Annotated in this window: 23 protein-coding genes; 3 read left to right on the forward strand and 20 right to left on the reverse strand. The window is 34.2% G+C overall.

Annotation, left to right across the window (positions count from 1 at the left end; genetic code table 11):
• Positions 1 to 37 precede the first annotated feature (37 nt).
• The 5 genes from Q1A60_RS17835 to Q1A60_RS17855 form a co-directional block, all read right to left on the reverse strand.
• Positions 38 to 1,195, reverse strand: a complete 1,158-nt coding sequence (locus Q1A60_RS17835) for a flavohemoglobin expression-modulating QEGLA motif protein (RefSeq protein WP_299767668.1) — start codon at positions 1,193 to 1,195, stop codon at positions 38 to 40.
• A gap of 40 nt (positions 1,196 to 1,235) precedes the next feature.
• A complete protein-coding gene (locus Q1A60_RS17840; protein ID WP_299767669.1) occupies positions 1,236 to 2,087 on the reverse strand; it encodes an N-formylglutamate amidohydrolase in 852 nt (283 codons plus the stop codon).
• Complete coding sequence (gshB, locus tag Q1A60_RS17845; protein WP_299767670.1) at positions 2,080 to 3,111, reverse strand: glutathione synthase; 1,032 nt, start codon at positions 3,109 to 3,111, stop codon at positions 2,080 to 2,082. Before gshB ends, Q1A60_RS17840 begins: the two co-directional genes overlap by 8 nt.
• A gap of 81 nt (positions 3,112 to 3,192) precedes the next feature.
• Positions 3,193 to 4,305: a hypothetical protein gene (locus Q1A60_RS17850; RefSeq protein WP_299767671.1), complete on the reverse strand. Its 1,113-nt coding sequence runs from the start codon at positions 4,303 to 4,305 to the stop codon at positions 3,193 to 3,195.
• Between the two features lie 339 nt (positions 4,306 to 4,644).
• Positions 4,645 to 5,442 carry a hypothetical protein gene (locus Q1A60_RS17855; RefSeq protein WP_299767672.1) on the reverse strand — a complete coding sequence of 266 codons (798 nt, stop codon included), beginning with the start codon at positions 5,440 to 5,442 and terminating at the stop codon, positions 4,645 to 4,647.
• Between the two features lie 82 nt (positions 5,443 to 5,524).
• Between Q1A60_RS17855 and Q1A60_RS17860 the strand changes: the two genes are divergently transcribed.
• The 3 genes from Q1A60_RS17860 (at position 5,525) to Q1A60_RS17870 (ending at position 7,810) form a co-directional block, all read left to right on the forward strand.
• Positions 5,525 to 5,707 carry a hypothetical protein gene (locus tag Q1A60_RS17860; RefSeq protein ID WP_299767673.1) on the forward strand — a complete coding sequence of 61 codons (183 nt, stop codon included), beginning with the start codon at positions 5,525 to 5,527 and terminating at the stop codon, positions 5,705 to 5,707.
• A 143-nt stretch (positions 5,708 to 5,850) separates the two neighbouring features.
• Complete coding sequence (locus Q1A60_RS17865) at positions 5,851 to 6,699, forward strand: toll/interleukin-1 receptor domain-containing protein (protein ID WP_299767674.1); 849 nt, start codon at positions 5,851 to 5,853, stop codon at positions 6,697 to 6,699.
• Positions 6,700 to 6,733: 34 nt separating this feature from the next.
• Complete coding sequence (locus Q1A60_RS17870) at positions 6,734 to 7,810, forward strand: hypothetical protein (RefSeq protein ID WP_299767675.1); 1,077 nt, start codon at positions 6,734 to 6,736, stop codon at positions 7,808 to 7,810.
• A 252-nt stretch (positions 7,811 to 8,062) separates the two neighbouring features.
• Here the strand turns inward: Q1A60_RS17870 and Q1A60_RS17875 are convergent, their stop codons facing one another.
• The 15 genes from Q1A60_RS17875 to Q1A60_RS17945 form a co-directional block, all read right to left on the reverse strand.
• Positions 8,063 to 8,533 carry a helix-turn-helix domain-containing protein gene (locus tag Q1A60_RS17875; RefSeq protein ID WP_299767676.1) on the reverse strand — a complete coding sequence of 157 codons (471 nt, stop codon included), beginning with the start codon at positions 8,531 to 8,533 and terminating at the stop codon, positions 8,063 to 8,065.
• Between the two features lie 223 nt (positions 8,534 to 8,756).
• On the reverse strand, positions 8,757 to 10,202 hold the full coding sequence (locus tag Q1A60_RS17880) for a dicarboxylate/amino acid:cation symporter (protein WP_299767677.1): 1,446 nt from the start codon (positions 10,200 to 10,202) through the stop codon (positions 8,757 to 8,759).
• Positions 10,203 to 10,643: 441 nt separating this feature from the next.
• Positions 10,644 to 11,708 (reverse strand): chorismate synthase, encoded by a 1,065-nt coding sequence (gene aroC, locus Q1A60_RS17885; protein ID WP_299767678.1) that lies wholly within the window; start codon positions 11,706 to 11,708, stop codon positions 10,644 to 10,646.
• Between the two features lie 81 nt (positions 11,709 to 11,789).
• The gene (locus tag Q1A60_RS17890) at positions 11,790 to 12,242 is read right to left on the reverse strand and encodes a phage tail protein (RefSeq protein WP_299767679.1); all 453 of its coding nucleotides are present in this window, start codon (positions 12,240 to 12,242) and stop codon (positions 11,790 to 11,792) included.
• Between the two features lie 49 nt (positions 12,243 to 12,291).
• On the reverse strand, positions 12,292 to 13,872 hold the full coding sequence (locus Q1A60_RS17895) for a phage tail sheath C-terminal domain-containing protein (RefSeq protein WP_299767680.1): 1,581 nt from the start codon (positions 13,870 to 13,872) through the stop codon (positions 12,292 to 12,294).
• A gap of 23 nt (positions 13,873 to 13,895) precedes the next feature.
• Entirely contained in the window at positions 13,896 to 14,399 is a 504-nt protein-coding gene (locus Q1A60_RS17900; RefSeq protein ID WP_299767681.1) for a hypothetical protein, read from the reverse strand.
• 66 nt (positions 14,400 to 14,465) lie between these two features.
• Positions 14,466 to 15,389, reverse strand: a complete 924-nt coding sequence (locus Q1A60_RS17905; RefSeq protein WP_299767682.1) for a hypothetical protein — start codon at positions 15,387 to 15,389, stop codon at positions 14,466 to 14,468.
• Positions 15,390 to 15,508: 119 nt separating this feature from the next.
• Positions 15,509 to 16,300, reverse strand: coding sequence for a hypothetical protein (locus tag Q1A60_RS17910; RefSeq protein WP_299767683.1), 792 nt, complete (start codon positions 16,298 to 16,300; stop codon positions 15,509 to 15,511).
• Positions 16,301 to 16,331: 31 nt separating this feature from the next.
• Positions 16,332 to 17,987, reverse strand: a complete 1,656-nt coding sequence (locus tag Q1A60_RS17915) for a hypothetical protein (protein WP_299767684.1) — start codon at positions 17,985 to 17,987, stop codon at positions 16,332 to 16,334.
• Between the two features lie 27 nt (positions 17,988 to 18,014).
• Positions 18,015 to 18,821, reverse strand: coding sequence for a hypothetical protein (locus Q1A60_RS17920; RefSeq protein WP_299767685.1), 807 nt, complete (start codon positions 18,819 to 18,821; stop codon positions 18,015 to 18,017).
• 44 nt (positions 18,822 to 18,865) lie between these two features.
• Positions 18,866 to 19,390, reverse strand: coding sequence for a Pvc16 family protein (locus Q1A60_RS17925; protein WP_299767686.1), 525 nt, complete (start codon positions 19,388 to 19,390; stop codon positions 18,866 to 18,868).
• 116 nt (positions 19,391 to 19,506) lie between these two features.
• Positions 19,507 to 20,034, reverse strand: a complete 528-nt coding sequence (locus Q1A60_RS17930; protein ID WP_299767687.1) for a contractile injection system tape measure protein — start codon at positions 20,032 to 20,034, stop codon at positions 19,507 to 19,509.
• 153 nt (positions 20,035 to 20,187) lie between these two features.
• Positions 20,188 to 24,492, reverse strand: a complete 4,305-nt coding sequence (locus Q1A60_RS17935) for a T9SS type A sorting domain-containing protein (RefSeq protein WP_299767688.1) — start codon at positions 24,490 to 24,492, stop codon at positions 20,188 to 20,190.
• Positions 24,493 to 24,847: 355 nt separating this feature from the next.
• Positions 24,848 to 25,129 (reverse strand): preprotein translocase subunit YajC, encoded by a 282-nt coding sequence (gene yajC / locus Q1A60_RS17940; RefSeq protein ID WP_299767689.1) that lies wholly within the window; start codon positions 25,127 to 25,129, stop codon positions 24,848 to 24,850.
• Between the two features lie 3 nt (positions 25,130 to 25,132).
• On the reverse strand, positions 25,133 to 25,594 hold the full coding sequence (locus tag Q1A60_RS17945; RefSeq protein WP_299767690.1) for a DUF1573 domain-containing protein: 462 nt from the start codon (positions 25,592 to 25,594) through the stop codon (positions 25,133 to 25,135).
• Between the last annotated feature and the right edge of the window lie 143 nt (positions 25,595 to 25,737).

The following is a 25,737-nucleotide window of genomic DNA, read 5'->3' on the forward strand; positions in this document are numbered from 1 at the left end:
TAAACCCGCTTAATGCATTAGAGATTAGTTAAATGCCCTACTTCAAGTTTTTAAGGATAAAATCTAATTTGGCATTGGTGTTTAGATTTTTAGCATACGAATCGGTGATATGTTTACTAGGAATCGCTAAACCTACATCCATCATTTTCTTAATGACAGGTAAGTTTTCTAATGTTACTTTCCCCGTAAGTAATAAGGATAAATCTTCTCCCTTTTGATAGTATTCATATACTTTTTTAAGACCTGTGAGATACAAGAAATCTTTTGTAAAACCACCGCCTCTATGGACACGTAATGTGATTTGCCACGCTTTTTCTTTAGGTACTTTATATTGATTAAAAAGCAAGTCAAAGGTATCTGCAAAGCAATATCCTTTTATAAGACTATCAGCTGCAATGACACGATGTGCCAGTTCTTTAAGACGGCTTAGTGTCAAATTCCCACTCATGTATTCACTAAAAACAGCCAGACCTTCTTGGGTCTCTGTGTTATTTACAAAACCATTAGAAAATATTTTTAACGGTTGTGATTTCCCATTGTGTGTAGTCACTAAGTGAACACCAATCTCATGATTAGCCAACACTTCTATTTGATTTTTACAAAACGAATGATTCTTTTTTAAGAGCATGGTATCTGATGCATTCAAAACCATGGCAGCGGCTGAAATATGATTGCTTTGTTTTATATTAAAATCAAAATCGTATCGTTTTCCAAACTCTTCAAAATACGCTTGCGCTTCTTGTACATTGTATTTTGCAATCATATCCTCCCCTTCATTTTCATCAGCGAAATGAAGGATAAATCGCGCATTTTCTACATCACGTTCTTTAGGTGTTCCAAATACTTTCAGGTTATTATAATAGAATTTCTTTCCTTTTCCTATCGTTTCTATACAAGCAATGAGCCCTGAATATTCATAAATAATATCACGATACAAACGACGGATATCTTCATCTTCTATACGTTCTAGACGTTGGTTAAAAAACAAACGTTGTAATTTAAAAGGACTAAACTTTATTTTGCGATACTTAAACTGAGGCTCAACGGTGTACTTACTCGCAAAAAAGCGCTTCTTTTCTACCTCAATATTTAAAGGGTTGAGGTAGTTCAATAGTTCTATATTATGAACTAACCGATCAAGGTTTTGATCAATTTCAAAAATAGCAGCATTGGTATCGACAGCTTGAAAGTGCATAGCATTATTTAGATCGACAAAAATATAAAATTAAAATCGACTAGTTAGGCAACAATCCATTTTTCAAGATAAAATCATTATAATAGGTAGTGGCATGGTTGCGCAATTTCAATTTTAGCTGTTCTTCTATCGCTGCGACTACTTCTGGATATAAAATATACTCATATTCATCACAGTAGATTTTTGAAAACTCTGTAGCTAACACTAAGGTATTTTGGGTATTTTCTGTGATAAATTTTAAGAAATAGCCGTTGCCTTGAAATGTATCGTTAATGCCTGCTGTGGTTTCTATATCATGTGGTAATTCAATAGCTTTTAATGATTTACACCACGCTTTCGCGAAAGCGGAAAAACGATCATTATCTATGTTTTTAGTGCCTAGATTTACTACAGGAACGGGTCTGTCCCAACGTTTCCAATTATAGGAATGCATATCATATACAATAGCAGCGCCAAATTTTTCTTCCATTTTTGATACAAGTGTATGGACTACCTTATAGAAATTGGCATGTTTAGAAAGGCTTTTTTGTTTTTGATCTTCTGGTAAAGGGGTGCGCCATAATTGTTTCCCCCAAGCATCGTCATAGATAGCTGTTTCTGGTGCACGATTTAAATCATATTCAAAACGGCTATCCATTCCTGCAATCACCATCGGATTGGATTGTACCATTTGCTTGGTACAGGGATCTTCTTCATACCAACGATCATACTCGGAATGTAGACAATTTTCCCAAAGCTCTTTTCTAAATTGGTGTCCGTCATGTACGGCTCCACATAAAAAATAGGTATACTCTTCTATCTTAAGCGTAAATGAATAATCGTCAGAAACGGCATGAAAAGGTGCTTCCTTTTCAATGTTTGAAATCATTTCTTGTATAGAAAGCCTAAGCATCTGCTACTGTTTTTCTGAGTTTGGCTCTACGTTCAATACGACTTACACGTTCCAGTACTTTATCTTCTATAAAATTAATTACTTTCTCTTGAAGTTTTGTTTTATACACTTTATTGATATAAGTAATCCCTCCAGGACTCATCACATTTACCTCAACGAGCATTCCATTAATCACATCAATCCCTACAAAATAGAGTCCGTCTTTTACCAACTTAGGCCCGATACGACGACATAATTCTTTTTCTTGTTTGGTGAGTGAATGTTTTTGTACAGAACCCCCAGCTGATACATTTGATCTATGATCGTCTGTACCTGGGACACGTTTCATCGCTCCGATAGGCTTCCCGTTTAGTATTAAAATACGAACATCTCCTTGATCTGCTCCTGGAATATAATCTTGAAGAATCACATAATTGGTAGTTCCATCTTTATTATCGATATAAAAATCAAGTAGCGAACGAATACTTGACATGGCACGTTTTTCTATCAAAATAACACCAGAACCTCCAAAACCATTGAGGGGTTTTAAAATCATTTTATCTTCGTCAGACTCTTTAATCATTTTGATCAAATAGTCTTTGTTTTTCGTCACATGCGTACGCGGAATAAAGTCTCGTGTATTATCTTCAAATGCAGCTGTATACAACTTATTATTAGCACGACGTATCCCATCAACATCATTCATGATAAAGACATCATCTTTTACAGAGTCTAGGAAGTTGAGCATAATCATATCCAACGGCGGATTGCTACGTAGAATGATCACATCAAACCCTGCTAATGGCAACATCTCTTCACGTAAGGTTGCTTTTTTATGAAAGGATTTTAAATTGCTAGGCACTTTCTCCATTTTGTTGATCGCCTTGCAAAAAACAAAGGTTTCACTATCTCTAATGGTCAGATTTGCAGGTGTAGTAATCGCAACACCGTGATTACGTTTTACACACTCATGAATTAAAGAAAGGGTGGTATCATTATCTGGGTCCATTTCTTCCCAAGGATACATAATGTAGCAAACATTCATAGAATCAAGTTTTAGTGTACCTAAAATACTAAAATTGGCTGAAAAACAAAGATTAATTTTATTTTCTATGAATTAAAAAAATTAATTAATTGTTTGACCTGTATTTTCAATTCCTGCCGTATTCATAGTTGTCCTAGACCAAGTAAAGTCTGAATATGTAGAACCTGTACCTATTAATTGTAAAGAAGCTCCAACTGGATCTAGAACAGAATCTCCTGTCTGAATAATGCCTACATCTTCTGAAGACAGACCTGAAGCCGGACCATTAGTCGCTGTAAATGTACCGCCATAGCTTAAAAACTGTATAACGGCACCCGTATCATCAATAAGAGCAAATCCATCTGGATCACCATTCTGAAGTCCATTAGTTGGAAATGATATTCTTGCAAATCCAAATCCATTACCATTATCATCAGTTAATGTTCCTAAAAACGTATTAGTGCTTCCATAAGTAGCTCCACTCCCACCATTATACGTAACTATATAATATCCAGCAATATCTGTTCCTGCTACTCCAGCTATCTCTATAAACTCACCAGAATCTGTTCCATCATTATTATAATGAAACTCATTAATCCAAATAGTTAATGTCGCTGCATCATTATCATTAATAGTAACCGTTTGTACTGTATTTGTTCCTAACATAATGGTTCCAGATCCTCCAGTTGGAGCACTTAAGGTAAAGTCTAGTGTTTCTGTACCTTCATCTAGTACATCATCAGTTAATGTAAATACATTTGTAGCGGTATGTGTCGTCACATTTGCAGGAATCGTAAGTATAGTTGCTGTAGTCTCATCTATATCATCAAAGTTTGCTGGAGTAATAGTAACATTAATAGCATTTGTAGGTGATGGATTTGTAATTGTAAAGTCAAAACTAATGCCTCCATCTCCTTCATCTACAGTTTGTGAAATTCCTGTAAACTCTATTGAAGAATTTGTAGGAGCTCCTAAGCAATGTACATCTTCCCAAGCACTACCATTCCACATTTGAAGGCAGTTTGTACTTTGTAAAAAGATCAATAATCCTATATCTGATACTGTTGGGTTAATAGTGTTTCTATCTGTTACTGTAGGTACTCGGGGAGGCAAGAACCCTTTATAAGTTGCACCGCCGTTTGTTGTTCCACTTACCTCTAGCATAGAGGCTGCAGAGGGATTTGTCGTACCAATTCCTACTTGAGCGTAAGACATTGTTATACTAAAAAACAAAAGAAATATTCGTAATAAACTATTTTTCATACCTATGATATTTATATCATAGCATGGTGAAGTATCTTACGTCACTATAAATTTGGGACTAGTAATATACACAAATTAAAAGAGTTACAAGAGATAACACATTACCTTTTCGTTAAGTAGTCGTATTAAACTGATTAAAGACCATATTATTGCTTTTTCAGGTTTAAAACTACTTCATAATATTTTTTTAATACGCTTTCGCGAAAGTGTTCTCATTTGAATAGTCCATCTCCATTCTTTTTCTCAAACCCTAGAGATGGAATAAAAATCGATATGTGTTTCGTTTTAAAATCATTCAAATACTCTAAAATTATCAAAACCAGCTTTATCCTCATTCCCATTTTGATTTACAATAATAGTCATACGAACATTTGTCACTGTGGTAGGTATATTAATTGTTTCTGTTCCACTTAAAGAGGCGTCTGCATTTCCTTCAAGAATTGTAAATATGCCTTGACTTACATCATCATAAAACAATTCATAGGAAACACGATCCCCTGTGTCAAATTCAAAAATGTCATAGTCAAAACTTACTTTAGCAGCTGTTGCAGAAGAAATATCTACATTATCAAATACAATCATATGATCTACATTAGAACCCGATATGGGATTATCTAGATCACTACATCCTAAAAAATTGCCCGTAAAATCAGTGATATGGTCTAATGTTTCTACTACTGCCCATATATCTTCTAAAGCTGGGACACTATAACTCGTTGGAGTTAAGGTAAAATTCCAAGAAGTGGTTGCATCAAAATCCTGAGCGGCAAATACGGTAAATCCTGGAAAAAAGGGATCATCTGTACACACCCATGTAGTTCCTGTAAAAAACTGCAAACACTGTACACCTTCTACTGAATCATTAATAAAAACAAGCAATCCTACATCTGTAGTCGTTGTATTGATTAAATTTCTTTGTGCTATGGTCATTACAGGAGGCATGAAACCTCTATAGGTAGCACCCCCATCTGATGTTGAACTTACTTCTAACATAGAAGCTGCCGAAGGTGTTGTGGTTCCTATGCCAACTTGGGCATACGAACTACTCAGAAAGAATAAAAAAATAATGGAAAAAATACGTTTTTGCATGGATATATAAGATTAAGCAACATCCACGCATATAGATATTTGCATTTTAATTACTACAATTATACAAATAATTTTGAATATCATGAGGGCTTTTTTATATTTTCATGAGTACTATTCTAATGTCATTTCTGCTAAGGCAGAAATCTCATGCTGTATATTCTTCTTAAATCCGCTTTCGCGAAAGCTTACTCAGTATGATCATCTCTCCATTGTGGAAAACCGTAAGGGAAGTTGGATGAGAATGGGTAGGTTTGAAGCTTATTAACTTTTGCTGTTGATATCAAAGAATAACTAATAGCTTTAAAATTATACTCATTAACAATAAGTTATATACCTTTAATTTAAAGCATCATATAGTGTATAGTATATATCTTATACATTGTTGTTAACGCATACTAAAAATAATCAATGAGCATATCTTCAATAATATCTAATATCAACCGACTTGAAAAAGATATAGCGAATTTAGAAAAACAAAAATCTTCTGAATTTGAGAAAGAAATTCGTGTTTCTAAAAATATTGATAGTCTTACTTACCAAGCTAATAAGACTACATCTCAATCAACCCAAAAAAGCAAATTGAGTCAAATACGAACTAAACAAACGGAATTGAGTCGTATTGAGAAAAAGAAAGCTGATTTATCAAAAAAAATTACTGATAAGAATACTCAATTAAGAAAACATCAAATCTCATTAACTAAAGAACAAACAAAAGAACGAAAGAAAACCGAAAAAGAGCAACTTGATTTTCAAAGAAATTTAAACCGGGAAATCGAAAGACAAAAACAGTTAACTCAAGAAACAATTAGGAATCAGCATTATGAAATACCAAAATCTGTAATTGTAAATAAAGAATATGATGTTTTTATATCCCATTCGTCAGAGGATAAAGACGAATTTGTAAGACCACTAACTTTAGAGCTTCAAGAATTAGGAGTAAAGGTTTGGTATGATGAATTTGAATTAAAAATGGGAGATAGTTTGAGAAGGAAAATCGACCAAGGTTTAATCAATTCTCGATATGGAATTGTTGTACTCTCATCTTCATTTTTCAAACGAGATTGGACAAATTATGAATTAGATGGTTTTGTAAATAAAGAAATGAATGGATTAAAAGTAATTTTACCAATATGGCATAAAGTATCAAAAGATGAAGTACAAAAATTTAGTCTAAGTTTAGCAGATAAAATTGCTTTGAATAGCTCTATTTATAGTATAAAAGAAATTGCTAAAGAAATATACGATCTCATAAAATAATATATGTAATCCTCTGAAACATATTAAAAAAATTATGTTCTTCAATAAAAAGATAAAAACAACACTAACTGAATTTCTAACCGAGTTAAAATCGGGAAACGAAAATGTTCTAAAAATTATCGGATTGAATGAAAGTAATTTTAATACGGAGTCATACGAACAAATACTTGAGAACCCTTCAGATATAGCATCAGGAGTTATTAGAGTAAAAACGAAGTTCAATATAAAAGCTTTCGGTATTTTTAACAACATCCTTTTAAAAGAATATGATAACGGAGATTTAAAACATATTTTTTATGTGACTACACGTGACTATGAAAAAATTAATTCTGTTGCTGAAACAATTTATTCTACCTTAGGAACTGGTTATTTTGATGCAGAATTACCTACTTCGTTTAAAGACAAGGAAAAACTGTCAAATCTTACGAAGGGAATCTCAGAATCCATCGATGACGAAATAATGAATCTTTGGATTATTGAAAATATAACAGTTTTGTTGCAATACAAAAGCCAACCTATGTTTGAGTTTTCACTTTTTGTAACTAAAACCATAGAAAAAGATATTGATAGAACTTCTAGACAGAATGGAAATATAACTGAATTACTTAAAACGGATTTCAGCATCTTATTTATAGAACAAGAAGAATCAAAAACAGAAAACATTGAAAATGATGGAACTATAAGTTATGTGAGATATTATTATGAACTAAATCCTACCGAGTTTAATGTTTTCAATCAGTTAGAAATACAACAAGGAGGAAATAAAAAAGACCATTCCTTCCAAAATGGAACAAACCTAACTTTTACCTCTTCCAAAGATATTTCACTAGTTAATATGATCGAGGTTACTGAAAAGTTAATTAAGATATATGGACCTGACAATGGTGGAACAGAAGAACTTGAAATACATGAATTAGATATATTAGAAAATAGACAGAGCTGGACAGGTCGAAGTTGGGGGTTTAATGAAGTACACGGAATATATAATGTTGATAATCCAAATGAAAAACCATCTTACTCAGTTTGGTTAAGTTATGATGAATACGGATTTGGATTTACTTTATCTATAATAGGATATAATCACTTGAGAGAATACTTTGTATCAGAATAAGCATAAGGCAACAAAGTGTCCTAGGAAAAGTCATAGTCTAGTTCTACTAAAGACAATTAATTTTCTTACTTAAATTACACAAACAATATTGTATAAATACATTTTCACTTCTCAGGATTAAACATATCATCTAGATTTTTTGTCTTATTGTAGTATAACAGACCACTTCCTTTAGCGTGGGTAGAAAATACAGTTGTATTTACGATGTCACAGTTAAATACACAAAAAATACTTAAATTATAATCTATCCTTCTATTTCCTAAACTTCTTAGCAATCATTTTCTCTTTCCAAGCTTCCCCAAAGAAATCAAAAACATTCAGTGAATAAATCCCTAGGATAAGTACCCATGAAAATACGAACCATAAAAAGACAAACCAATAGGAAGCATCGTTAATGGCAATGACTAATGGTGCAACTAAGCTAAATACTGCAATTGCAACAAGTTTATAGAGTCCTTTTAGGTTTTGGATATACGCTTCTTCTTTTCGCGCCTGTTCTATTTTTTCTTGTGTATCTGGATCGGCAATGGTCGTTTCAAAAACGGCTGCCAACGACTTTAAGGATTCTAGACCTGCATTCTCTCCCTTTTCAATTCGCTGAATCGTTCGGATGCTTAACCCGCTCATTTCTGCCAACTGATCTTGTGACCAATGACGTTCTAAGCGTAGCTTTTTAATATCTCGTAATGTAATGGGAGTCTCATCATTCATAGTTGTAAACATATTTGCTATTTCTTTCAGCAAAAGTATATAAGTACTTCCCCTTAAGACCTGTAACTCATATGACACCAATATGACAGTATCCTGACAGGCAATATTATGATTAGGAACTAGCCCTCAAGATTATTCATAATGACGCCATCTAACGCGTTTTTATATAGAATCAGTAACGATGATTGTTAGAGATTATAAATAAATAAAACACCTCTACTTTACATTCTACTCACTACTTCTCAGGATCAAAGGCATCATCTGGATCTTTATTTGGGTCATAATGCATCATCCCTTCTCCTTTAGCAATGATAGAAGAAACTGTAGCATCTCCTGTTACATTCACTACCGTACGACACATATCCAAAATACGGTCTACTGGGAAGATAATGGCAATCCATGCTGGATTGAGTCCTACAGAGCCTAAAACGACAATAAGCATCACCAATCCTGCACTAGGCACGGCAGCAGAACCAATAGAGGCAAGTGTTGCCGTAAGTACAATGGTTAACTGTTGTCCCAACGTCAAATCTATCATATGGAATTGTGCTAAAAACACCACCACAATCGCTTGATATAATACGGTACCATCCATGTTTACGGTAGCACCGATAGGTAATACAAAGCTCGTAATCTTTTTATCTACCCCAAGATTATCTTCTACACATTCCATCGTTACAGGAAGTGTTGCGGCACTACTTGATGTGGAAAATGCAGTCGTTTGTGCAAGTCCCATCGCTTTAAAGAAACCACTATAAGGCACTACACGAACTAATAATTTCATAATGAAAGGGTATACAATGAAGACCATTAACGCAAGTCCAATCACAACTGTCAACGAATACCAAGACAAGCCTTTAAAGATTTCGATTACTTTCCCTACATCATCTCCTGCCATTTTACTAATCACACCTGCTAATAAAGCAAATACAAAGAATGGAGCAGCTTGCATCACAAAATCAATCATCTTCAGGAAGGTTTCCATCAGACTATCTACAATTTTAATCACAGGTGCTGCTTTTTGATTAGGAATAAATAATAAACTGATACCAAAGAAGAGGGCAAAAAAGATGACCTGAAGCATTAATCCATTATCGGTTAATGACTTAAATATATTTTGCGGTACTAAATCCACTAATGGTTTTAGAGGCCCATCTTTTTTATTTTTTTCTACCGTTTTAAGACGTGAAGCAACGGCTTCATCTATGGTTTTATTCTTCTCTACTTCAGTAACAGCAGCGACACGATCTTTATATTGCGGATCTTGTAAAAAATTCAATCCATCCTTCACATCGACTCCTGCATCTTGCGCCCATAATTCATAACTAATCCGGTTATCAATACGACTGGCTTCATCTACCATTTTACCAGGTTGCATTACATTAACCAGAACGAGTCCTAAGGCAACAGCAAGCAATGTAGTCGCTAGGTATGCAATAAGCGTCTTTCCTCCCATTCTACCTAAACTAGAAGGGTCTCCAATTCCAGTCACCCCATTGATAATAGAAAATAATACGAGTGGTACAGCAATTAATTTCAGAAGATTGATAAATATAGTTCCAAAAGGAGCAATCCAATTGTTAGTAAACGAACTCCAACCTAGCGAACTAGAAACTAAAGCCCATACAATTCCTAGTACTAAACCAATAATAATCTTCCAATGTAATGCTAGTTTTTTCATATATCATATATTTCCGCGAAGGCGGAAATCTCATCCACCAGTAACGTATTATTCTATTTACTATTAAGTTTCCCGTCTTTACAGGAACTATCTAAATCTCGAAGGCGGAAATCTCATCCACCTGTAACGTATTATTCTATTTACTATTAAGTTCCCCGTCTTCACAGGGACTATCGTGAATCACGAAGGCGGAAATCTCATCCACCTATAACGTATTATTCTATTAACTATTAAGTTTCCCGTCTTTACAGGAACTATCTAAATCACGAAGGCGGAAATCTCATCCACCTCAACGTATTGTTCTATTTTTTGTTGAACCTCCCTTTTTTGGTGGGAGCTATTTTTTCGCGAAAGCGGACAAAATTATCCACCTCAACATATTACGCTATTTGTTATAAATTCCCTTCTTCAAGAGAACTATTTGAATCTTCTAAAGATACACTATAACTTAATCGATTTATCTCTCAACATAAAATCGGCAATTACTAAAGCTGCCATGGCATCTACAATAGGTACGGCTCTTGGGACGACACAAGGATCATGTCTTCCTTTTCCTTGCATCTCCACCACATTTCCATCGGCATCTATCGTTTCTTGTTTTTGCATGATCGTTGCCACAGGTTTGAAAGCCACCTTAAAGTAGATATCCATCCCATTACTGATTCCGCCTTGCACACCACCACTTAGATTGGTTTTTGTGCTTCCGTCTGCATTAAAGATATCGTTATGATCACTTCCTTTCATTTTTGCCCCTTCAAAACCACTCCCATATTCAAATCCTTTTACGGCATTGATGGAGAGCATGGCTTTTCCAAGTTCTGCATGAAGTTTATCAAATACAGGTTCGCCGAGTCCTACAGGCACGTTTTGAATCACACAAGTGATTACGCCTCCTATAGTATCGCCTTCTTTTCTAATCTGTTTGATTCTATCTATAAACGCTTTCGCGAAAGCGTCATCAGGACATCTCACGTCATTACTATCAATCTTACTAAAATCGAGCTCTTGATAGGGAATGTCCATTTCTAATTCTCCCACTGAAGAGGTATAGGAATGGATTTTAATGTCTTTTAAAAACTGTTTTGCAATCGCACCTGCCACGACTCTACTTGCTGTCTCACGCGCCGAAGAACGGCCACCACCACGATAATCACGGGTACCATACTTTTGATCGTAGGTATAATCAGCATGACTTGGACGATAGGTGTCTTTGATATGCGAATAATCTTTGGATTTTTGATTGGTATTGACAATTTCAAAACCTATAGGTGTTCCCGTTGTCGTTCCTTCAAAGATTCCTGATAAGAAATCTACGGTATCAGGTTCTTTACGTTGGGTTACAATCTTAGATTGTCCAGGTTTACGGCGTTCGAGTTCTTTTTGAATGGCATCAAAATCGAGTGCTAGACCCGCAGGACAACCGTCTATGATTCCTCCTATTGCTTTTCCGTGTGATTCTCCAAAAGTAGTGAGTTTGAATAGTGTTCCGTAGGTATTTCCAGCCATAAATTAAGAATCGTGCGTTTATTCTAGGTTTAGAAACAAATGTAATTTTAATATCCGACACTTAAAAATAGATTCCTTGTTTTAAAGCGTTTCAATTTGAAAATAGGTGTACGCTAATTCTAGCGTTTCTATAAGCAATTCATTTTCCTGTGATTTGAGATCAGAAACAGCATATTTTACAGGATATGCACCATGAAAAATCCATTTCATCATTACAGTTCCACCCTCATTTAATAGATGAATTTTAACCGTTTTTGTTTGAATAAGTGCTGACCAACCTCCCTCCAACGTGTCTTCACACCATTTAAGTAATGAAGATGTTTTGGGAAACATCCCTCTTTTGAGTACTAAATTTTTACTTGTTGATACCGTAGGGATTCTATATTTAAAACGGTTTTCTCCTCCTGACACGACCTCTTCTACATTCATTTCGTTTGAAAGTCCAGAGACTTCTTGAAAAAAGCATTGCTCTAGATCATCAAATGCTATTGAGAAATAGAATCCTACGGGGTATTGATTTGTAGTTTCTTGCATTTGTTATTGTTTATTGATTATAAAATCACGATATGTTGTTATTATATAACTAACTAGATGTTGGCATTTGTTGTTGAAACGTGATCACTATAAATTCTGCAGGACGCACGACAGCTACTTTAATGCTTACATTCATAAAGCCATTTAGAATATCTTGAGAGGTCATTGTACTTCCTAATCCACACTCAACAGAAAATGCATCGGCAGCACTCGCTCCTTGAAGTCCTCCTTGTTTCCATATATCATTTAAAAAACTTCCTATCATTGCTTTTACAGCTTCCCACGTATTTTTAGTATTAGGGCTAAATACATATGCTTGTGCTGCTAGTTTACATGATTGTTCTATCATCATCACTGTTCTTCGTACTGAAATATAACGCCAATCTTGACTATTTCCATCCAAGGTTCTTGCACCCCAAACTAAAATTCCTAATCCGTTAAAAAAACGAATCGCATTGATCGATTTTCCAGATATGGCGTCTACATTCAGATCTCCTTGTTGTGCATCAGATAATCTAATCGGTATACTAGACACTCCAACAATAGAGGTATTTGCAGGCGCTTGCCAAGGACCTACTTGATTATCTACATTTGTAATCACTCCAGCCATTCCGCCACTAGGTGGTAACATATTAACATCGGCTAACACATGGTTTATAATTGTTGCATACGTTGGACTTGCTATTAATAGTGCTTTATTGTATTCGCTTACTTTATGTGGATTTCCTGAAGGATTTTCTATCTCAGAAAGAATGGTAGCTGCATTCTGATTAGGATCTGATGGTGGATTTAAAAGAGGATCTAATTGTTTGACATCCCCTCCAAAAAGATTCGTATAGTCTATATCACTGTTTTGCATGATTGTAGTTCCTACAAAAGGATAATAGGCAGTTCCATAACCTAATCCATTAGTTCCCGTATTATTTCTAAAGGTTGTAATGTCATTCATGTACAAAATTGGGTCTGGATTACGACCTCCTATAATATCAAAAATACTGATGGCAGTTTGCGTTTCAGTATTTTGCAATAGCATTTCTTGCATTAACGTACCGTTTTCAGCGACCGATAATAAGGTCGCTTCAGGACAGATATACATGGTAGGTTCTTGCTCATTTTTTAATAACGCAATTCCACCCATAAGATCATTCAAGCTTACATTAGGATTTACAATCTGATCTCCTGGTTTCATAGGAATTCCAGAAGGAGCTCCATAGGTTCCTACAGAAACAATATACGCATCTCCTCCTCCATTCTCATAAAATAATTTCACACTATTGTACAAATAATAGATCGTATTGGGATCAGGCACAATCGAATAATATTCGTCTTCAATCAGTATGTAATCTCCTTTATCTGGTTGAGCATTTTGCTTTACTAAATAGTATTGAGGGGTATACTGTTTTGCTGGATCGGCAGGCGCTGGCGGATCTGGATAACAAAATATCGCTTGAAATTCTGCAAAAGATGTAATTTTCTTTGGCACATTTGTATACGTTTTCCCTTCATACATCGCTTGAGGCGTATAGCCAATAAATGCAGGTACAGCCGTCGCTACTGGCACTACCGAATTTGAAAAAGCGTCTACCTCATTGATATAAACGCCTGGTGTTTTTATGTTTGATATATTCATAATAGGTGGTTATTAAGTTATTTTCATTGAGTATACACTATTACTGGACCTAATGCTCCTGCATAGTCTTGGACAGAACAGTAATTATTCCCATGTAATACATTTTTCAAATAGGCTATTTTCGGACTGTGAAATGGTAGTTTTACCTCTTTCCCTGTAATCAGTTTTATTAGGTCGTAGTCTTGTAATGAATGCTTTGTAAACATACTATATTGGTCAGATGGATGGATTGTTTTTTCATCTTGGTCATCATACGAGAACCCTAAGTGTGTATAAACACCGTGGGTCATTTTTTTTGAAAGTACTCCAAGTATATGATCTATAGCATCTGTCTGATATATCAAAACAAGATATAAATGACTTTTTGTAATTAAATAACCTTTAATTCTTATCTCTTCGTTAACTACACAGTAATTCAACGTAATAGATATAAGTCTCAATATTTTATCTTCTGGAAGATCTTTTATCCAAGGTCCAAAACGTAGTTCTAAATTATGTATATCAGTAAGATCTGCCCTTTTACTCATGCTTATTTGTTTAGTGTAACAGTACTATCGTTATATAATTTGTCTATGTGCAAAGCGTAAAACATCTTAGTTTCCAAAGGTTAAAAACAGCTTTTCTATATCATCTAAATTTGTATCTGTCCATTTAAAATAGGATAGTGCAGTATTAGGGTTTAATTCATTTGCTTGTAACATATCTAATACGCATGTTTGGGCATTTATGGAAATACTACTTGAAAAATGTTCGGTGTCGTAATCAAACGCGTATTCATAAAAATCTTTAGCCCAATCTGTTTTTTTTGAATCCTGCGTAATCAACTCATTAACAAATATTTCTAATTTATCCTGTTGTACCGAAAGCTTTTTAGCTTTAAAAAAGGTGGGTTTCTTTTTTGTTTCTCTATGAAAGTATTCAATGTCCTTGGCTTGAATCGTTTTTGAAGTAGCGTCACCAAATAGATTTACAAATCCAGGACTTTCTGACTCGGCGGCTATTTCCAATTCTGCTTCATCAGATCCTGCAACAGCAAGTGTCCAACTTGAAGCTACTGCGCTCTCTGTAACCACATATACTTCTCTAAAAGAATAGAGTGTTTGCGTAAGTTTGATAATGAGTTCTGCTGCGATATCATTCCAGTTTACAATTTTTACAGCTTCTGGGTGTTGTGCATTGAACACAAAACTTCCTGCAGTATCAAAAGCGAGTATTTGTTTAGAAAAATTAAATTCTCCTTCTATAGGATTGGTCCCCGTATCTCTTCCTGAATAAGGTTTTGTGACACCTTCACTAAAATTCCAACTAGCCCCATTAAGAGTAATCCCGTTTTGTAATACACATTCTTCTTTTGCTATGATACCATTTTGAAATATATTACCCAAGATGATTACTTCTCCATTACGTATCTGAAAAAAATCCCCTGGATACATAGTTTGATTGATAGGTTTTGAAGGAATAAAACCTGCTGTTCTATTATAAAAAGATCTATAAAAATTTTTAAATACATGATTCATACTACATTTTATTTGAGTAGGGTTATTTCTTTATTATTACTAGATATATTGCTAAGTACGCTTTCGCGAAAGCGTATAAAACATTCATTATATATACTGAAACGCATCTTAAAAAGTATTTATGAAGCCAGTACTGCTGCTTGTGCGGCAGCTAATCCTGCTTGTAATGAACTTAAATTTGCATCTGCTCTGTTAAAATCTGCTGTAGCGTTACTTAGCTGTTTTGCTATATCCTGACTAGCCTCTAGTGTACTTGTATATACTGTGAGGGCATCTTCATACATCTGATCAACTAGTTGTTTTATATTTTTTGTGGATACTTCCCCTTCTTGAGTCATAAACGTATATAACTTTTCTACTTGAACATTTTCTAAATCAGTACTGGCGCTTGACGCTATGATAGATGTTTGAGAAACAAACACAGAATTTAGTGCTACGAGCGTTAATGCTACCGCATTATTTGCCTCTTCTGTAGCAGTTTCTAACATATGTACTAACTCATCAGAAGTCAATGGATTCACTGCTTTTTTTCTTATCACTAGATTTGAAAGCTTATTAACAACGTCTACAGTGTAAATTAACTTATCGATAAGTATTTTAATATCTACTGCGACACTTTTAGTTTTTGAATTTGCATCTTCAGTTTGTGAGACTACTATTTTTGAATTATCATATACCTCTTTGACTTGGCCAATGACTGTTTCTAATAATCTTTTAGTGTTAAGTGCATTGGTCTTATTAGTATCGCTCGTGTTTAGTTCTCCTTCTATTCTTGCAGATTTTTCGGTTAGTGATGTAACGATCGCTTGTGATTTTCCTACGGTGTTTTGAGCTGTCAAGATCCTTGACTCTAATGCATTTATTTCTGCTTTCTTAGCTGCTGTAACTCCAAATTTATTTTTAGAACTCATATGTACTATATTAAATAAATGTATGTTTTTATTAGCCTTTATAGGTAAAAGGCGATGTGTTTTCAATAGCTGACAATGCATTTATTATCGTCTTATTGACATTTTCTGTATCATCAGAAATTGATAGAATCACAGGAATGTACGTGTTTCCTTTGATCAATCTGTTTCCAAAATTATCAGTCATCGCGCTCGTTATAACCAAAGAACCTTCTATTAAAGCATTAGCTGCGCTAGTTGAAGCCTTCGGATCAGTATCCTTAAAAGGCGTGATGTTTTCTATTGTAGTATAACTACCCGCTGGAATCATTTCTGCAATCATAAGATCAAAGCAAAGCCCAAGTTTTTCATTTTTATTTGCTATTGTTTTCAAAGTATTTACTGGAAGAAACACACATCTATATTCCACCTTAGACGTTAAGTCCCTTTCTACCTGAAAACGTACTCGTTGTTGATTAGGGGTCTTAGATGATTTTGGTGAAAGACTTACTTTGATATCATGAGCAGGAACCAAATGATTCCTTATCGAAAAAGGAAAAGAGGGTGCTGTTACATAATCTTCATATACATTGATATTCTTTTTATATGCATTTGATAAAGCAGCATATATAAATACGACATAGTTATTGCCTAATTGAAAAGAATCCCCATTAACATCTTGTAAATCATGTATTGAAATTGTCTTAGAATGTGGTGCCGCTGGGTTATTAGCATCTATTTTAATATATGTACAATCATTCTCACTCGTAATGATGGATTTGGCATCTGTTATTGAGAAAACCTTTTTTGCTGTATCTTTTACTAATACTATATAATACGATTCTACCGGATAGGATTCTGTTTCTTCTATTTCTATACCAGGTTGTTTAAAAGCACTTGTAAATGGATTAAAAGAAACGGTATACTGATGGTTTTCACTAAGTGTATCTTTTGTTTCTGAAACGCTTACAGCAAGATTGAGTTCTTTATTACTTAACTGATATGCCATTTTTGAGGCATCATATATTGCATGTACATTTTCAAGATTTCCTTCAGCACTTTTTTCTGTTTCACTTGTACTTTTAAGTGCTTGATGTACCGTTGCTACACGTTCTTTTATATTATCAAAATTTGCAGTGACAGTGTTTACTAGGTTTTTAATATCTGTATCTGTCGCTGTTACTTTACTCACTAAATTACTTATAGCTACCTCAGCTATTAACACAGAAGCTTCCATGCTTTTCTGAGACACGCTTTCTGCTAGGTACGCAGTTTCGTTTATACATTTATATGCTGCATCTGCTGCTTCAAAGATTTCAGAATCAAAATCAGCAGCATTAATTATACTATAAATAGAACCTACATGACTAGCTAGTTTTACAACTGCATTAGCAGCTATTTGACTGTTTGCCGCTGCAACAGCTGTATTAGTAACCGTACCTTCTACATATTTTTTAGCGTTAGTAGCTGTTTGCATGACATTTGTAGACATCCCATTTACTGTAATGGCTTGTTGTAAAATATCCTTTTGAAACTCATAGTCATCATTAGCTAGTTTTAATTTTTCGGCAGCTGTAATACAGTTTCCCTGTGCATGATATACTGATAGCATAGAAGCATCATACTGTCCCTTTTGTTTTTTAAGTTCTATTGCTTGATTGTCTAATGAGGTAATAATCTCAGTATGTATAGTATCGTTGTTAGAATTCATAAAATAATGATGTTAACTTTATCGTATTTATATATAAACATAAAGAGGCGATACTACATGTATTGTACCTCTCTCTGTATTGATCTTTAGATTATTGGGGCTTGCTATAGGTAATCCTTTAAAAATAACTTTATCAGGCGTGCCAGGGTTTTCACTAATACTTAGTAAATCAAAGGAATATTCAGGTATTTCTGTTAAAGGTAATAATAAAGATCCTGAAGAAAACATAAGGGCATTTTGACCATTTTGTAACATCGTTTCTGTAGGACCTTCAAATTGAATATCTGAATTACTTTGGATGCTTAATTTTTCAAATTGTTGTCGGCTATTAGTAATGATATAGTAACGCCATTGTGTCTTTCTGGATTCAAATGTAACGGTGTAGTTAGGGCTGTTTCCGCTTTCGCGAAAGCGTATAATAGCATCAAAATCAATGGTTATTTTAAAAGATATCGTACTTGTAACGTCTGGCACAAATGTTCTTTCTAAAGTAGTCGTATCTCCGTTTGTAGGAATAGTAAAAGAAAGGTAACCTATCTCTGAATTAGGATACAGTGTATATGCTGTAAAACTTGGATTTAAAGAAACAACTTCAAAGGAAAATGATGTTTCTACCTCTGTTGTTTTTATAGTATTCAAAAAATCTTTTATATTATTATCTATAGACGCATACAATGAAAAACCTGTAGTCGTTTTATGAATATGTACATTGTATTTATTTAATAGGTTTTGAGTCGCTACTGATGGTTTGTATTGCAACTCTTTACATATTCCTCCTTCATAATATGTATGTGTTATAGTGATAGAAAATAATAAAGATAGCTGTGAGATCATAAAGTAGAATTATTAGAAATAGCCGTAATTTCAGAAACAAAGTCTTACACCTCTTTTGATGCAGCCGTTAGTAATCGTATTTTATAAATAACTGAAGGTTGATATCTTGCTCCCATTGTAGTCCATACATTTTGCACTTGCATATAATCTTCTCCATGTTGGTATTCGACATATAATTTATCAATCGTATCCGGAAAATTAGTAACCGTGTTTCTATCTATTACTGGATTTTTTTTAAAAAATGACATGGATGTATCTAAAAATTTTAAGGTTTCATTGTAATCATCAAAAGAAGAGGTCACTAACATATATATTGAATATTGTTCTGGAGATGAATGTGCTAGATGATTTTCTTTAGATAACCGATCACTTTTAGTTTTAAAAAGCTTTACATCCTCTGGTTTTACATGAATTAAAGATAAAACAACCTTATTATTATTTTCAATAGGCATTACACCCTGTTGATCTACGATTCTGTTTGCAATAACAATCGTTTCATCTAAATTAAATGTAGCAATTAGATATTGATTTAAAGCGTTACGCATGTACTGAATTGTATTTTGTATCATATTATTTTGGTATTAAACTTTAAAAATTAACTCCTCTGAATTGTATACTACTATAAGAAGCTATACTAAATAAAGAGGTCAAATGCCTAAGTTAAAAAAACAGTTAACTACTTTATTTAAAAAGGCCAAGTAACGTGTAGTGGTTTTTCCATCCAAGGGAATTTAATTATGGAGAATGAAAAAGGTGATTTAAGCATGAGAATATCATACGCTCTTTTTTCTACAGATAGTATCCATTTATCTTCTTCTTCTCTTAAAATACCTTCACGTACCAACCAATTCCCTCTAAATCCATCTATAGAAGATTCTCCAATGGCTGACCAATAGCTTATAACAGATGTTATCAATCCATCTATTAATATTTTATCATCATTAGAAATCATAATTCCTGATTTTATAGGGTTTTGTATAGGATACCCACAGAGTACTTTATTCAATACTAGCAATGACTCTTCTGTTTTTGATACTCCTGTAACAAGGTATTGTATGTAATGTATGGCATCTTGTTGATGTTCATCTGAAGTGAAACTATTATTATTAATCAGTTCTAATCTTTTAAAAAGCATAGGTATATACATATTCAATAGCACAATGCCTGCATTATGAGTAATTACGCCTTCTGAGGATACATTTAATTCTTCCATAATTTTACTATACCTAAATAAATTCCTAAAATATTAATTAAAACGAATTCATATACACGTATATATACCCATATTTGGGTAGTTATTTCGGTTATTCTAAGCATAAAAAAAGCCCCTTACTAAGGGGCTTTAAAGTATATATTATCTTGTGATTTACCTTATAATCAATTTCTTAACAATGGTTTGATCTTCACTTATGACCTGTATAAAATAAATACCTTTAGAAAGATCGTTTACAGAAATTTGTTGTGATTGACTAAAATTACTAAGATCTAGTTCTTTCACGATCTGCCCATTCACATTTATAATCGTTGCCGTTTCTAATTGTTGATTTCCTGTATATCCTAACGTAATTTCTGAAGAAGCAGGGTTAGGGAATATAGAAACTTCATTATTTTCAATAACAGCTTCTTCTGTACTTAATATCTCTCTTTCTTCAAACACAACAATAAAACGATCTGGTTGGATTCCTTTTGTTGCTGTAAATGTATACGGAGTATCTTTAAGGTTAGTAATTGTATTAAGCTCATTATCTATGATATAAATAGGTGCATTTTCAAGGCCAGTGCCTTCTAGATGATCAATACTAATCGTATACGTTTCTGAGGTCTCTACTGTTGTTGAGAAACCTACGCTAAGCTCTATCTGAGTATCAAACACTTCACGTCCTTGTATAGCTAAATACTCCCCTTCTAAATTTGTAAATAACGATAAGAATGTTCCCAATCGTTGTGTATCATATCCTGCATCATACCCAGCTGTAGCATTTTCTGTAAATCCTATTCCAATTTGTGATGTAGCATTATCATAGGCAGTAGTTGTTAGATTTAACCATAACTTATCTGTATTAGAAACACTTTCATTAGTTCTAAATCCGTCATTATTACCTGTCACTCGCATACTATTTGTAAATACAACAGGTGTACTACTAGCTGCTTCAGCTTGTAATGCTTTAATCCCAAACCCTTGCGTAGATGACATAAACTGTCCTGGTGGTGGCGGTCCTCCCATATTTACCGCCGCAGTTCCCATCATAGCATTTCTAATAGAAATATCATTCATAGAGAAGTTACTAGTTCCTGGTCCTGGTAATGTTGAGTCTGGACTGGTAATATGATCCCAATAATATACTGCATCTACAGCATCATTTGCATTAATAAAGGCAGTTACATCTATTGCAGATGCATATGGATTTCCTAATAAATTATAATTATTAACCGTTTCAGGCCCATTATAGTTAATAGGTACTGTAATAGTACCTGAATTTAATGTTCCAGGATTCATAGCATTTTGTGTATACGTAAGCGTATAAGAGCCATCTCCTACATTAGCTTCAGGTTGTGGGAACACTAATTGCCCTATACCAGCAGCCGGTAAATCCGTGCTTCCTATAACAGGTAATAAATAATCATTATCATCATCTAAAAAGTTTTCTGCTCCTGCAAATTCTGGGAATGCCATTAAGTCAATATCAAAAGGAACAAAGTTACTTGGTATGATACTAAATACCGCTCTTGAATTTCCATAGACTCGATCTCTAGCTTCTGCAGTTACAGGACTACTCATAGCCACATAATTACGATCATCTATCGTAGGTGTGATTTTTTCCACACTAATAGTTCCATTATTAAATGTTTCTGCAGCTTCATTTACTTGTACTAAACTACCTTCATTAGAAATATCTAAGGTTCCATTTACAGTGATGTCATTTAATACACTCACAAAATTCCCATCTTCTACTGTTAGTGTAGCTCCAGCGTTAATTGTTAATGTACATGCTGTAATATCTCCTAAGCCCATAGCAGATGTATCATAATCATCAGCGATAATAGCTCTTACAGCCTCTGTAGGGACTCCATTGTCCCATCCTCCTGCAGTTGTATATGTTGTCGTTGTAGGACAAGAATCTAAGTTTACTTGATACATTCCATTACCGTGTGTTCCTATAAGCATGACTCCATCATCTGGACGATATACCAAACTATTTACTATGGAAAGTGCGATTTGATTTGGAGATTCCAATGTCCAGTCTATTGTAATGGGATTCGTACTAGAGTATAAACCTCTAGCTGTACCTACAAAATACGTAATCACTCCATCTGTTTCTGTAATCGCAGCAGATCTAATAGAATGTGCTGATAGGTTACGTTCTGCTAGTGTCCATGTTGGACTTGCATCGGTAAGGTTTGAAGTAATATATATATTATTAATCCCATAGTTAGAATATACAACCATTCCTATATCAGGATCTGTAGGATGTATGGCGACACCACTCACAACTGAATTTGCAATAGTAGATGCACCAGACGGTGTTATATTAACTGCTGTATTCAAATTAGTATTACGAGGGTTTACATGTTTAAATACGCCTCCATTTTCTCCTCCTATCAATGTAAAACTACTTGTAGTATATGCACCTCTCGTAGATGCAATACTACGTATATTTTGGCTTGTTGATAAGCTTCCTATATTACTCCATCCACCATTATTAGATAAAACTGTTTGAGGGTTATTTGCTCTATGAAGAGTTGGTCCATCTGCATAATATAATGTATTGGAATCTGTATCTAAATGAAAATACGTTACGAAAATACTACTGCTTGTTCCAGCTGGTCGTATTACATGAAAAAATACTTGTGTAGCCGTTGGATCTAAAGGACTTAAAAATACATCAACTCCCCCAGCAGCTCCTGCCCTAAAGGGACCTGTAGCAAATAAGTCACCATTTTGAAAAGCATGAAATATATCTATATCGGGTAATGTACTACCAGTACTTCTTCTACCTACAGCAGCTGCGCCACCGTCTGCTCCAGAGACTTCTGTCATTTCTGTTGTATTAGCTACATCTGGTAACGTAATCGAAGTACCTCCAATAGTAGTTCCATTATCTTGTGCACCCCCAACTACAACGTCAGATCCAGCTTGAGGATCTAGTCCTACGTGATAAAATTGATAGGTTTGATAATCATTATTTAAAGAAGTCCAACGTACGGTTCCTGTAGTTACATCTGTTGTATGAACCCCTCCATCTGTACCAGAAAGTAAGGTGTTTGGATTAAAAGGGCTGAATACCAAATCATGTATATCTGGGTGATGTGTATCTCCATCATTGGCAGCATCATCTCCAGATCCATAAGATGCAAAGCTCGTATTATTAATATACCCACCTATACGCTCAAACGTAGCATCATTTACAATATCAGCTATACGAAAAATATTTACACCGCCTATTACTACAAAATCTACATCATCTGGTTTTACACTAACTTCTAGGTCATACCCTCCTTGTACGGCAAAAGGATCATTTCCAGCAAGATCTCCTCCAGGTTCATCAGGAAGTTTTGCTGAAAAATCTGTCCATATATCTGTTCCTGCATCATATCTCCATAAGTCGGCTTCTATAGCTCCACCATTACCATTAGCATACAATGCATATACTACATCTGTATCTGAAGGAGCTATTCCTAAAACTATCCTACCTGCGGCTGCCCATCCCATGGGTGTTCCATTTTGAGCAATACGTGTATACGTTCCATTACCACCAGCTAGTGAGGTATACACCCCATTAGATCCGCTTGCTCCATTAACAGAAACAAATACACGACCTGTAGCTGTTACCTTTACATCTGTATTTCCTGCATTAGATATAAATAGTTCTGCACTTAAATTTGTTCCATCAAAACTAAAAATACCATCAAAAGTAGCAATATAAAGGTCACCCGTAGTAGGACTTACTGCTAAGGAGTTATTATAATCAAACACAGAGTCAAACTCTTCAAACGTAGAATCTGTACCTGGAATTTGCGTCCATGTTTGACCACTATCAGTAGAACGCCATATCCCCTGTCCGTTATAAAGGGCTCCACCTAGATTTGCACTATTACCTAAAACTTCTCCAGTACCATAATACCATATATTCTGAAATCCTACTCGTGGATCTTGTGCGATTGCTGTTACATTATGTATCTCATCATTAGGAGAAACTTTTACCCAAGAAGCACCACCATCGGTAGTTCTAAACATACCACTACTTACACCTCCAGCAAGCATCGTATTTCCTGTAACATCACTTAGATCAACAGCGAGAGCTCTGGTACGTCCTCCTAAATTTGAAGGTCCTCTAGCTTCATAAGGAATTGTAAAAGCTCTTGTATTTGATGCTCTAGAGTTGCTATACGATTTCTCTCTCATAGCAGCTTCTAATTCTAATTCTTTTTCTTCTCTTGGTATTAATCCCGTCGCAGGATTTTTTTGCATGTTAAAATCAAATTGAGCTCGCTGCTCTATTGTACGTCTTTTCTCTTCTAGAGACTTTTTTTCTTTCTTCAAAGAAGTTAGCGTCTCAATTTGAGGTTCCTCTGTTTCTTCTGATGTTGTTTTTGTTTCTCCATCATAAAAAAACAAAAAGCAAAAAATCCCAAGAAAAATAACTGAAATGGTTAGTATTTTTTTGTTCATAATTAAGTTAGTTTTAGAGTTTAGGGGGCTCTATATGAATATTTGATTTGACTTAAAACATATACATTTAAAATTCATCTACAGCTATATCAAAACGATATAGAAGTATCTAAAGTTTAACTTGCTAAAAATACATATTTTTTTAAAAAAATATCGACAAAAGACAATTAAAATCGATAAAATACATAGTTTTTGTATGTCAAAAATAGCAAAACACCCTAAAATCTATATAAATTACTGAAAATTAATGTTATAACACAAAAATCAAAATCTTAATATTAATATAATTTTATAGCACAAAAAAAAGAGCTATCCGTTACAGATAGCTCTTTTACTATTGAGTAAAAAGTATACTCTATTTTTTTGAAACTACAGGGGCATTTAATTTACTACTCATTTCAATAGAAATAGCAGATCTTTCAAATTTCATTTTTCCAGCGCCAGTTTCTAATACAAATGTAGTATCATTTAATTCTAACACTTTCCCATGTAGACCACTTTTGGTAATTATTTTATCACCTTTTTTTAAGGCCTTATCAAAAGCCTTTTCTTGCTTATTTTTTTTCTGTTGCGGCAGTACTATAAAAAATATAATAAATACTGCAAATAGCAAGATGGGTCCTAATAATTCGCTCATATATTATTTGCTAGCTCCAGCTGCTGGTGCATTTACAAAAGCTTTAATACGTAAGGTTTCAGTTCCTTTTTCAGTATTAGCTTTGATAGTAATCATTTTTGTGATAGCGTTTGTACCACTAGCGTTATACTTTACTAGTAACTCACCTTTTTCTCCTGGTGCAACTGGGTTTTTTGAATACTCAGGAACCGTACATCCACAAGAACTCTTAGCATCTACAATTACTAAAGGTGCTTTTCCTGTATTTGTAAAAGTAAATTTATGATCTACTGGGTTTCCTTTATCAATAGAACCAAAATCATACTCAGTCTCGTCAAAAGTCATCACAGGAAATTCAGTTGCTTGCGCATCACGTGCTGCAGCTACTTCTATATTACCTTCTTTAACTTTACTTGTTGCATCTTCTTTACAAGATGTAAAGATCATAGCAGTTAGTACACCTAATACTAGAATACCTTTTTTCATTTTTTATAATTTTAATTAATATAGTTCAACCACAAAAGTACTAAAAATACTTATAACCAAAAGTTAACAAGATTAGTTTATCATAGTATTTTTCACACAGCGATAAAAAATCTGAAAACACACATAATCAAATACTTGTGTGT

Source organism: uncultured Dokdonia sp. (assembly GCF_947492535.1).
In the GTDB taxonomy this organism is placed as follows: domain Bacteria; phylum Bacteroidota; class Bacteroidia; order Flavobacteriales; family Flavobacteriaceae; genus Dokdonia.